Consider the following 11,645-nt stretch of genomic DNA (forward strand, 5'->3'; position numbering starts at 1 on the left):
GTCTATGTTAAAGTACAAATATATTTGAAGGAATATTTTCCATACTAAGGAGGAAAAAATGGGAAAGGTTTTAAGTTTAAATAATTCAAACTTTAAAAGTGAAGTAATTGAATCAAAAGGATTAGTATTAGTTGACTTCTGGGCTGACTGGTGTGGACCTTGCAAAATGCTAGCACCTATCTTAGAAGAGCTTTCAGGAGAGACTGCAGCAAAGATTTGTAAAGTGAATGTAGATGAAAGTGGAGACTTAGCTGGAGATTACGGAATTAGAAGTATTCCAACAATGATTATATTCAAAGATGGAGTTAAAGTTGATCAAATCGTTGGATTGAGACAAAAGTCAGAGCTTTTAGAAAAATTGAATTCTTATTAAAATAATAAATAAAAAGGTTGCTACTGGCAACCTTTTTTGTTTTATGGTATAATTGAAATTAACATAAAATGGGAAAATGGGAGGGCCAATGAAAAGGAAAATCTATTTAATTTTAGCTTTAATGGTTGTAGGGATAACCAGTTTAAAAGCACAAACAGAAAAGATGAATGATTTACAAAATGAAGTTGAGATAGATTTAAACTCAGATACCATGACTTCAACCGATGGTGTAAATGTAAGATATGGGTCTTTAAAGTTAAAAGCTTTTGAAGTTAAAGTGGACAGAGAAAAAAATAGAGCTTATATTCCAGGGGAGTTTTATTTAGAAGCGGATGAACCTACAGGAAAGCTAAGAATGGATTCAATCAATGGTGAGTTTGATACTGAAGGAAAAACTGGATATTTTGGAAAAAGTTTTGGGTACTTAGAAGTTGGTCAAGTAACAGGAGCAGAGAAACCAAATGATAGAATCTATTTCGGTGGAAATAAGACAGAATACTTAAATGGGAAAACCTATTTGAGAGACGCTTGGTTTACAACAGACCCTAAAATTCTTGAAAATAGAGACCCTTCAGAAGTTGGATATCATCTACAATCTGAAACAATAACCATTGAACCAGATAAACAAGTAACATTTAGAAATACAAATCTTTTCATAGGAGATACAGATGTAATCCCATTTTCATTACCTTGGTATAGATTTAATATAAGACAAGGTTCAGAAGTACCATTGTTCCCAAGTTGGGGAAATGATGATGACTACGGATGGTTTATAACATCAGGAGTTCTATGGGGAGATAAAGATAGTAAATTTAAAGGCGGAATCGCTCCTAAGTTCGGAGATAGAATAGGTCTTTTAATTGGAAGAATGGAAAATTGGTATGATTTAGGTAAGTATGGAAAGGGTCAATTGAATATTAATGATTGGCTAATTGATAAAAAAGCTGATGGAAATGATGTGGAAAGAAACTTTGATAGATGGGATTTTAACTATAATCATAACTATTCAGGGGAGTATGGATTCTTTAACCTAAACTATAAAAATGCTACATACAATATGATACCAACCTTAGATGATGCAATTGATAAGTATTTTTATGGTCCAGGAAATCAAAAAAGAGTTGGAAATACTTGGAAATATATCGACGGTATTCCAGAGCGTGGAGATAGCTTAGGTTTTTATACACTTAATACAGAGTTGACCAATCTAGGAGAGGATAAAGATATCAGTATTAAAGCTGATGTGAATCTTGTTTCTGATAAAAAGGTATATGGAGTTATTGTGGCTGATCAGTTGGATGATATGGACTATGGATCATCAGCAGACTACGATTTAACGAGTGATGTATCTATAAAAAAGGAAAACGATAGATATTCGATAGGTGCTTACTATAACTATCTTTATGATATGGACCCAGGATCAACCAAACAGGATTTACAATCAAGAGCTGAAAACTTTGGATTTAATTTCAATGATAAGGTAAATAAGATTAATATATCCTATGATGATAAAACTGGAAATAAATTTAGAGAGTTAAACTCTTGGGAAAGAGATCCAAACTTTAGTAAGTTGGATAATCAAGGTTTTTATGGAATAAAGTTTGATTATACGCCATGGACAGTGGAGCAGTATAGTATATATGATAGTAAAGATTTAAAGACATCTTTAGGGGAGTATCACCTATATAAAGATGTTTTCTATAAAGTTGGTTATGATTATACTGAGTTTGAGCATAAACTAAATCTTCAAAATGACCCATTTAGAAAAACTGCACTATTTGATGGAACAACAAAAACCAATAACTATAGAGATTTACAATATAATAGATATGAGAATATTATATATAATAAAACATCTGAAAACAGAGCTTATATAGACTTTATGTATGATACATTAAAGTTGACAATAGCTGGAGGTAATACTAAAGAGGAAATTTGGGATAGAGAGGGAATTTATCACTATTCCAATATAAATAACCCTTGGTCTAGAGACGCTTATAGAGTTTATATAAATAACTCAAATTTCTATGAAGTGGGATTGTCTGATGAGAAGTTATCACTATCAAGACTTGGAAACTTAGAGGTATATGGAAATGTAAGATTTGATCAATATGACAAAGGTTATGACAACACTCTGGATAAGGATATTTCAACAGATGATAACTCAACTAGATATAGAGCTGGATTTACTCATGATATAACTATATTTGATAATAGTGAAAATAAAGAGAGAAAAACAGATCTATCTTTAATAAATAGATTGACGTATATGTTCCAAGAGTATACTTATAAGTCTGATTCAAAAATTACTAAAGATGCAAGAATGGCTCATAAGGAAAATATTCAACAAGTTTCTGATACGGTAACTTTTGATTTAGGAAATACTCAAACCATTTATACGGTGGACTATAAGGATATTAAAAGAGCGAGTAATGACAATAAAAAAGGTGAGATTTTAAATCAAAAACTGGACTTCTTAATTGATGATGAAAATAGTTTTGGTTTAGAATACGGATTAGATAAAAGATTTACAGATTATAATGAGAAAAAAGAGAATCATAATGATTTAACTTTTGAAAACTATGGAGCAAACTATAGATATTCAAATAACTATTTTTACTATAAAAATCGTAGAATAGACTCTAGTATTTGGGAGATTAAAAATGTAAACAACGCTGAAGAGAAAATAAGAGAGGATGTTTATGGTTATACTTATGATTTTGGAAAAAACAGATTAAATTTAGAGTATATCCAAGGTAAAGATGAAAGAGATGAGCTGGGAGCAAAAGTAATCAATACTAAGAATAAAACTTATTCGGTTTCATATTTAGTGGGTGGAGATGTAGAACACCTATATAGAGCTAGTTATGAAGATTATAAAAATGCTGGAGAGTGGAATCCAATCTTAGATAGATACAATTCAGATGTAGTATACTTAGCTTATACATATAAAGATAAAAGATTTACCGATGCGGAGTTAGTATCATATGCAACATCAGAGTATAATAAAACACCAGATCAACTTACTCAAGTTGAGATAGACAGAATTAGACAGGTTCTTGAGGATAGAGAAAACTCTAGAGTTAGAACATTTAACTTAAATAGAATTATAGATGATAGAACATATTTTGGAGACTACAAAAGAGGTTTCCACGCTTCTATAATGATGCAAAAAAATAATCAAAGATATGAGCAAACAGGAGATTATCTAAAGTCTTTAGAGGAGTTAGAGGGAAGACTGTTCTATTCATATAACAGAATAGGATTGGGTTATATCTATAATCAAAAATCAAACTATACAAATTATTCAGATTTGAATACATGGAAGGATACAGAGAGAGAGCATGAGTTTAGTTTAAATGCAAAAGTTGGAAAACCTAGTGAGGGTTGGAGAACAAAAGCATATGTTAAATTCTATGATCAACTTGGAGGACAAGGGGATAATGGAAGAAGTACATTTGACGGTTTTGGTGTTGAGATAGGAAAAGAGTTTGGATACTATGAGTGGGCAGTGGCCTATGAAAGAGATTACTCATACAGAACAAAAGATTATGAGTGGAGTATGGCTATCCAATTTAAACTATTAACATTCCCAACAAGTAATATATTTGGATTAGGTGCAACAACTGATCAGAAAAAGAAAACAACTCCAGATACTTACTTATTTAATGGGATTAAAATAGATGATCTAGAGGATTAATATAATTTAGAGAAGAAAAGGAGAAAAAACATGAAAGTAATATTACCAAGTGGAGATATAAAAGAGTTTGAAAACAGTGTAAATATGTTTGAAATTGCAAAATCAATCAGTAACTCTTTAGCTAAAAAAGCTGTAGGAGCAAAAGTTGATGGGAAGGAAGTTGACATGAGCTACGTACTAGATAGAGATGCACATGTTGAGATAATAACTCCTGAAACTGAAGAGGGAGAGGAGATTATAAAACACTCAACTGCTCACTTATTAGCACAAGCAGTTATCAGACTTTTCCCAGGAACTAAAGTAGCTATAGGACCAGCTATAGAGAATGGATTCTATTACGATTTTGATCCTGAAAATCAATTCACAGATGAGGATTTAGAAAGAATTGAAGCTGAAATGAAAAAGATAGCAAAAGAGAATATAAAAGTTGAAAGAATAGAGATGACTAGAGATGACGCTATTGAACATTTCAAAAATTTAGGAGAAACTTATAAAGTGGAGATTATAGAGAGCATCCCAGCTAATGAGATGTTAACATTCTATAAGCAAGGAGACTTCATTGACTTATGTAGAGGACCACATGTACCATCTACATCATATTTAAAAGCGTTTAAATTAAAATCAGTGGCTGGAGCTTACTGGAGAGGGGATTCTAATAACAAGATGTTACAAAGAATCTATGGATTTGCATTTGCAACTGAACCTCAATTAAAAGCACACTTAAAATTCTTAGAAGAGGCTGAGAAGAGAGATCATAGAAAGCTAGGAAGAGAGTTAGAGCTATTCTTTACAAGTGATTTTGGACCAGGATTCCCATTCTTCCTACCAAATGGAATGAAGATGAGAAATGTTTTAACAGACCTTTGGAGAAGAGAGCATGAGAAGGCTGGATATGAGATGATTCAAACTCCAATAATGCTAAATAAAGACCTATGGGAAACTTCAGGACACTGGATGAACTATAGAGAAAATATGTATACATCAGAGATAGATGAGACTGAGTTTGCTATTAAACCAATGAACTGTCCAGGTGGAATTTTAGTGTATAAGCACGGAATGCACTCTTATAAAGATTTACCAATAAGAGCTGGAGAGTTAGGAATTGTTCATAGACATGAGTTCTCTGGAGCTCTTCATGGACTTATGAGAGTTAGAAACTTTACTCAAGATGACGCTCATATCTTTATGACACCAGAGCAAATTGAAGATGAAATTATTGGAGTAGTAAATCTAATAGATAAGTTCTACAGAGGTCTATTTGGATTTGAGTACGCTATTGAGTTATCAACAAGACCTGAGAAAGCTATTGGATCACAAGAGATTTGGGATAAAGCAGAATCAGCTCTAGAGGGAGCTTTAAAAAGATTAGGAAGAGACTATAAGTTAAATCCTGGGGATGGAGCTTTCTATGGACCAAAATTAGACTTTAAAATTAAAGATGCTATAGGTAGAACTTGGCAATGTGGAACTATCCAATTAGACTTTAACTTACCAGAGAGATTTGATATCTCATACGTTGGAGAGGATGGAGAGAAGCATAGACCAGTAATGATACATAGAGTTGTTTATGGATCATTAGAGAGATTTATGGGAATACTAATAGAACACTATGCAGGAGCATTCCCAACTTGGTTAGCACCATGTCAGGTTAAAGTATTAACTATAAATGATGAAGTTGTTCCTTATGCTGAAGAGGTTATGGATATGCTAAAAGCAGCTGGTATAAGAGCTGAGATAGATACAAGAGCTGAATCTATAGGATACAAGATTAGAGAGGCTAATGGAAGATATAAAGTTCCAGTACAACTAATAATTGGAAAGAATGAGGTTGAAAATAGAGAGGTAAATATAAGAAGATTTGGTTCTCAAAATCAAGAGTCTATGTCATTAGAAAGCTTTATATCTATGATAAAAGAGGAAGCAGCACCAAAGTTTAATAACTAATATTTTAGAGACTGTATTCTTATTGATGCAGTCTCTTTTTTATTTATAGAATTGATTTTATTTTAAAACTATGATAAAATTAAGAGTAAAATAAATATAAATCCATATTTCATATGGTAGATGTTCGGAAACCTCCATCTTAAAAAAACTAGGCTTAAACTTTTAAAACATAAGGGATAACTATACCCTTTTTTAAATTTGAGCAGGAGTTTCCTGCTCTTTTTTTATTTTAAAATAGATTAGGAGAGAGAATGGGAATTAGATATAGCAAAATAGAAAATAAGAATAGAAGAGAGATAGTTTTATTAAAAAGTTTTCCATGTAGATATGGAAAGTGTAAGTTTTGTAATTATATAGAGGATAACTCAACAGATGAGTTGGAGATAGATAGAGTCAATCTAGAAACATTACAGGAAGTTACAGGGGAGTTTGGAGCTTTAGAGGTTATAAACTCAGGATCAGTATTTGAATTACCTATTAAAACCTTAGAAAAAATTAGAGAGGTTGTCTATGAGAAGAGTATAAAATTACTATATTTTGAAATCTACTATGGATATAAAAATAGATTAGGTGAGATTAGAGAGTTTTTTAAAGGTGTAGATATCAGATTTAGAATGGGAATGGAAACCTTTGATAATGACTTTAGAATAGAGTCATATGGAAAAAACTTTAAAATAGATGATTCAGAAATAGAGGAGTTAAGTGGAAAGTTATACTCTGTTTGCCTATTAATCTGTGTGAAAGGACAAACAAAAGAGATGATAAAAAAAGATATTGAACTTGGATTAAAGCATTTTGAAAGTATAACTGTGAATATATTTATAAATAATGGAACTGAAGTGGAAAGAGATGAGGAGCTTGTGAAGTGGTTTGTTGAGAACTATAGTCAATTACAGAATGATCCAAGAGTTGAGCTACTTATTGATAATAAAGACTTAGGTGTTTTTGAACAATAATTTTTAAAAGGAGATAGTTATGAGAAATGAGATTTTATGGATAATAATGCTTTTTGTTAATTTTTTTAGCATAATTTTTATATATAAGAAATTTGGGAAGTTAGGTCTCTTTATTTGGGTTCCAATAAGTAGTATCCTAGCAAATATTCAAGTTGTTCTTTTAGTAAATCTTTTTGGATTTGAAACGACATTGGGAAATATAATGTATGCTGGTGGATTTTTAGTTACAGATATCCTGTCTGAAAACTATGGGGAAGAGGAGGCTAAAAGTGCTGTGAAACTTGGATTTTTCAGTATGATAGTGACAGCTATAATAATGAAGATAGCGGTATCATTTGTTCCAAGTGCAGTTCAGGCTGGGGCAGAAAATTTCAAGAGTTTAAAGATGATATTTGACTTTATGCCCAGAATACTTTTTGCAGGATTAGTGGCTTATGGTGTCTCTCAAAGACATGACGTTTGGGCCTATAAGTTTTGGAAAGATAGATTTCCAGCTAAAAAGCATATTTGGATAAGAAACAATTTCAGTACATTAGTTAGTCAATTGATAGATAATCTAATTTTTACAACAATTGCATTTGCTGGAGTATATCCACTTGAGGTTTTAGTGGAGATTTTTATAGTAACTTATATAATGAAAGTTATTGTGGCTACAATGGATACACCATTTGTATATCTAGCTAGTTACTTAAAAGAAAATAAAGGTGTAACAGAAAAGATAATTGTCTAGTGTTGAGGGTTCTCAACACTTTTTTATTTTAAAATAGTATTGAAAAAAAAGGATATCTATACTAAAATAACTAAAAAACATTTATAGGAGGAGTTATGAAAGTAGTAGTAGCTATAGATTCGTTTAAAGGAAGTTTAAGCTCTTTTGAACTTGGACAGGCGATAGAGTCTGGAGTAAAGGTTGTATATCCAGATGCTGAGGTAATAAAAGTGCCAATTGCTGATGGTGGAGAGGGAACAGTAGCCTCTTTAGTTGAGGGAACAAAGGGTGAATTTATAACGATAGTAGTAAATAATCCTCTTATGGAGAAGATTGAAGCTAGGTATGGGATAATGGGAGATGGTAAAACAGCTGTAATAGAGATGGCAGAGGCATCTGGATTACCACTGATACCAGCGCAGAAGAGAAATCCAATGAAAACAACAACTTATGGAACAGGAGAACTTATAAAAGACGCAATATTGAGAGGGTGTCGTGAATTTATAGTAGGTATAGGTGGAAGTGCCACAAATGACGCGGGACTTGGAATGTTACAGGCCTTAGGATATAAGTTTTTAGATGAGAATAAAAATGAGTTAGGATATGGTGGAGAGATTCTATCTAAGGTAAAATACATAGATTCAACAGGAAGACTACCTGAATTAAAAGACTGTAAATTTTTAGTTGCTTGTGATGTAGATAATCCTTTCTATGGACCAAAGGGAGCAGCAGAGATATACTCAAGACAAAAAGGAGCCACTGAAGAGATGGTGAAAGAGTTAGATAAAGGATTAAAAGATCTGGCTGAAGTTATAAAAAAAGAGTTACACATAGATGTTTCTAATCTTTCAGGAGCTGGAGCAGCAGGAGGACTAGGAGGAGGATTAGTAGCCTTTTTAAATGGAAAACTATCTCCGGGAATTGATATGATTTTAGAGAAGGTAGGCCTAGAGAAAGAGTTGAAAAATGCAGATTTTGTTATAACAGGAGAGGGAAGATTAGACCATCAAACAGCTATGGGAAAAGCTCCAGTGGGAGTCGCTAAAATAGCTAAAAAGTTTGATATTCCTGTAATTGCTTTAGCAGGAGGAGTTACAGATGATGCAGTTCAAACTCATGGGAAAGGTATCGATAGTTTCTTTTCAATAATTAATTATCCTATAACTTTAGAGGAAGCTATGAAAAAAGAGATAGCTCATAAATTTGTAAAGGGTAATACTGAGGAGATATTTAGATTGATAAAAGTTTGTGAGAAAAAATACTCAAAATAGATTAGGAGGAAAAAATGACAGCATTTGGAGCAGTATTGGGCTTAATAATAGCAATAATATTGATAATGAGAAAGGCTAATCCAGCATATAGTTTAATTTTAGGTGCAATAATAGGAGGACTTGCAGGAGGGGTATCACTTCCTGAGACAGTTAATTTAATGGTAAGTGGAGTAAAAGATGTAACTCCAGCTATAGTTAGAATATTAACAGCAGGTATTTTGGCAGGAATACTTATAAAGACAGAGGCAGCTACAAAAATAGCTGAAACAATTATAGATACACTAGGCGAGAAAAGAGCTATATTTGCATTGGCTTTGTCAGCACTTATTTTAACAGCAATAGGGGTATTTATAGACGTTGCAGTAATAACAGTATCACCAATTGCACTTGCAATAGCAAAAAGATTAAAAATATCTAAAATGGCTATGTTATGTGCTATGATTGGTGGAGGAAAATCTGGAAATATAATATCACCAAATCCAAATACAATAGCGGCGGCGGAGAACTTTGGAGCACCTCTTCCATCTGTTATGTGGGTAAATATAATCCCTGCAATAGTTGGATTATTTGCAACAATTTTAATAGCCAAACTTTTAGTTGAAAAGGGAGAAAAAGTTTTAGAGAATGAGATTGAACAGGGAACTGGAGAAAATCTACCGAGCTTTTTCGGAAGTATAATAGGACCGATTGTAACAATAGGTTTACTTGCTTTAAGACCTATAGCTGGAATCAATATAGATCCATTAATAGCACTACCAGTTGGAGGATTAGTTGGAATTGTGGCAATGGGTAAAACTTCTAAACTGAGAGAATCTATGGAGTATGGATTACAAAAGATGTCAGGAGTAGCGATTCTTCTAGTGGGAACAGGAACAGTGGCAGGAATAATAAAAAATTCTACATTAAAAGATGTTATATTGTCAGTTCTAGGAAAAGCTAATATAAGTGAGCAATTGATAGCACCAATAGCTGGAGCTTTAATGTCTGGGGCAACAGCTTCAACAACAGCTGGGGCAACAATAGCCTCTGCAACTTTCTCTGGGGTTATATTAGCTGCAGGAGTAAGTGCTGTTTGGGGAGCTGCTATGGTAAACTCAGGAGCAACAGTTTTAGACCATCTACCTCATGGATCATTCTTCCACAGTACGGGAGGAGCTAGTAATACAAAGTTAGAGGAAAGATTAAAATTAATACCTTATGAATCAGCAATAGGATTTGTATTAGCTCTTTCTACTTTTGTAACATATTTAGTAATTGGATAAAAATTATAGACCTCTAGATTACCAACAAATCTAGGGGTTTTTTTATTTGTTTTTAGTAATATTTTATTTTTTAAATTATATTTTTGAGTTAGAAGTCTATTTATATTGAAATATGTAAGGTATTATTTAAAATATTGTAAAAAAATTTTTTTAGATTGTGTTTTTATTTATTTGTTTGGCGATAAAATAAGTTTATTTGTAATGTTACAACATTAAGTATGTATGAGGTTGTTGTAGAGTAAGAGCCTTAGAGATTTTAAAAAATATATTTGGAAGTGATCCTTTATGTTGCCTTTGTTAAAAAATAAACACTATTTTTTGCTATATCTTTTTGCAACTGGAATAGGAGATGGGCTATTTTTCATAGGGGTGGGAAAGTTATTATCAACCAAAATTAATTTTGTTTTGGGAATAAGCTTTATGTTTATCTTAAATGAGGTTTCCAAACTTTTATTCCAATTTATTTTTAGTACCTTTGAAAGTAGATTTTTTATGAAAAAAGCTATTTTATTTTCTGAAATTTTTCAAAGTACTTTTTTAATTGCTATTGTTATTTTTGGTTTCAATATATATTCTATATACATTTTGCTCTCTTCATTGGTAGTTTTAAATTTTTTCGATGCTCTGTCTAAAATAGCTGAATTTAATTTAACTTTAAAGATTTTTGATATTGATGAAAGGAAAAAATATAACTCTTTAATAACCACTATAAATCAGAGTTCTAAAATTGTGGGATTTATTATTGGAGGGCTTATTTTAAAAAAAAATTTCTACAGTCTTCTTTTTCTATTTAATGCGCTTTCATTTTTAATATCAGCTGGTTTTGCCATTTTTATAAAAATGGTTGACAATGAGATTGAAATTACCTCATCTTGGAAAGAACTTATAAAAAAAGAGAATAGATCCATTATACTCTATACTTTTTTGATAGCGACAAATACGGTTATTCTATCCTCAAACTCTATGCTTGGATTCACATTAAGCACAATAAATACTAGAGAAACTATAATATATCAAATATCAAATGCACTTGGGAGTAGCATAGCAACCTTTATTTTGTCATTTAAAATCTTTAAAATTCATAAAAGAGTAAGTGAGAACTCTTTAGTTATTTTTGGACTTTTTTTTCAAGGGATTTTATTTCTACTTTTTAATTTGTCGAGTGAGATTTCAAAAGTTATTACTTTTATTTTAATTTCTAGTGTTAGTTTCTTTAACCTTTCACTATACATAACTAAGTTACAAGATTATGCAGACTTAAAATTTAAAAGTAAAGTGTATTCATTAAGACAATTGAATAGGTCTATTTTTAATGCTTGTGGTGTTTTAGTTTTAACTATTTTTTCTTCAAAATTGGATATTAGTTATCAAAACGTAGTATCTATATTTTGTTTTATTTTTTGTTTGATAAATTTTTTACTGATTAGGAG

Annotated in this window: 8 protein-coding genes; all 8 read left to right on the forward strand. The window is 31.6% G+C overall.

Annotation, left to right across the window (positions count from 1 at the left end; translation table 11 throughout):
- Positions 1-58 precede the first annotated feature (58 nt).
- Positions 59-373: a thioredoxin gene (gene trxA / locus ACMOUI_RS07385; protein ID WP_418965087.1), complete on the forward strand. Its 315-nt coding sequence runs from the start codon at positions 59-61 to the stop codon at positions 371-373.
- A gap of 88 nt (positions 374-461) precedes the next feature.
- Positions 462-4,073, forward strand: coding sequence for a hypothetical protein (locus tag ACMOUI_RS07390; RefSeq protein ID WP_418965088.1), 3,612 nt, complete (start codon positions 462-464; stop codon positions 4,071-4,073).
- 30 nt (positions 4,074-4,103) lie between these two features.
- Positions 4,104-6,017, forward strand: a complete 1,914-nt coding sequence (gene thrS, locus ACMOUI_RS07395) for a threonine--tRNA ligase (protein WP_418965089.1) — start codon at positions 4,104-4,106, stop codon at positions 6,015-6,017.
- 251 nt (positions 6,018-6,268) lie between these two features.
- Positions 6,269-6,973, forward strand: a complete 705-nt coding sequence (locus ACMOUI_RS07400; protein WP_418965090.1) for a radical SAM protein — start codon at positions 6,269-6,271, stop codon at positions 6,971-6,973.
- 19 nt (positions 6,974-6,992) lie between these two features.
- Entirely contained in the window at positions 6,993-7,703 is a 711-nt protein-coding gene (locus tag ACMOUI_RS07405; protein WP_418965091.1) for a queuosine precursor transporter, read from the forward strand.
- Positions 7,704-7,798: 95 nt separating this feature from the next.
- The gene (locus ACMOUI_RS07410) at positions 7,799-8,953 is read left to right on the forward strand and encodes a glycerate kinase (RefSeq protein ID WP_418965092.1); all 1,155 of its coding nucleotides are present in this window, start codon (positions 7,799-7,801) and stop codon (positions 8,951-8,953) included.
- Positions 8,954-8,967: 14 nt separating this feature from the next.
- On the forward strand, positions 8,968-10,215 hold the full coding sequence (locus tag ACMOUI_RS07415) for a GntP family permease (RefSeq protein ID WP_418965093.1): 1,248 nt from the start codon (positions 8,968-8,970) through the stop codon (positions 10,213-10,215).
- A 285-nt stretch (positions 10,216-10,500) separates the two neighbouring features.
- Positions 10,501-11,645: MFS transporter (locus ACMOUI_RS07420; protein WP_418965094.1), on the forward strand; the 1,145-nt coding region annotated here is incomplete at its 3' end.

Origin of the sequence: Cetobacterium sp. (assembly GCF_048470075.1) — a bacterium.
Taxonomy (GTDB): domain Bacteria; phylum Fusobacteriota; class Fusobacteriia; order Fusobacteriales; family Fusobacteriaceae; genus Cetobacterium_A.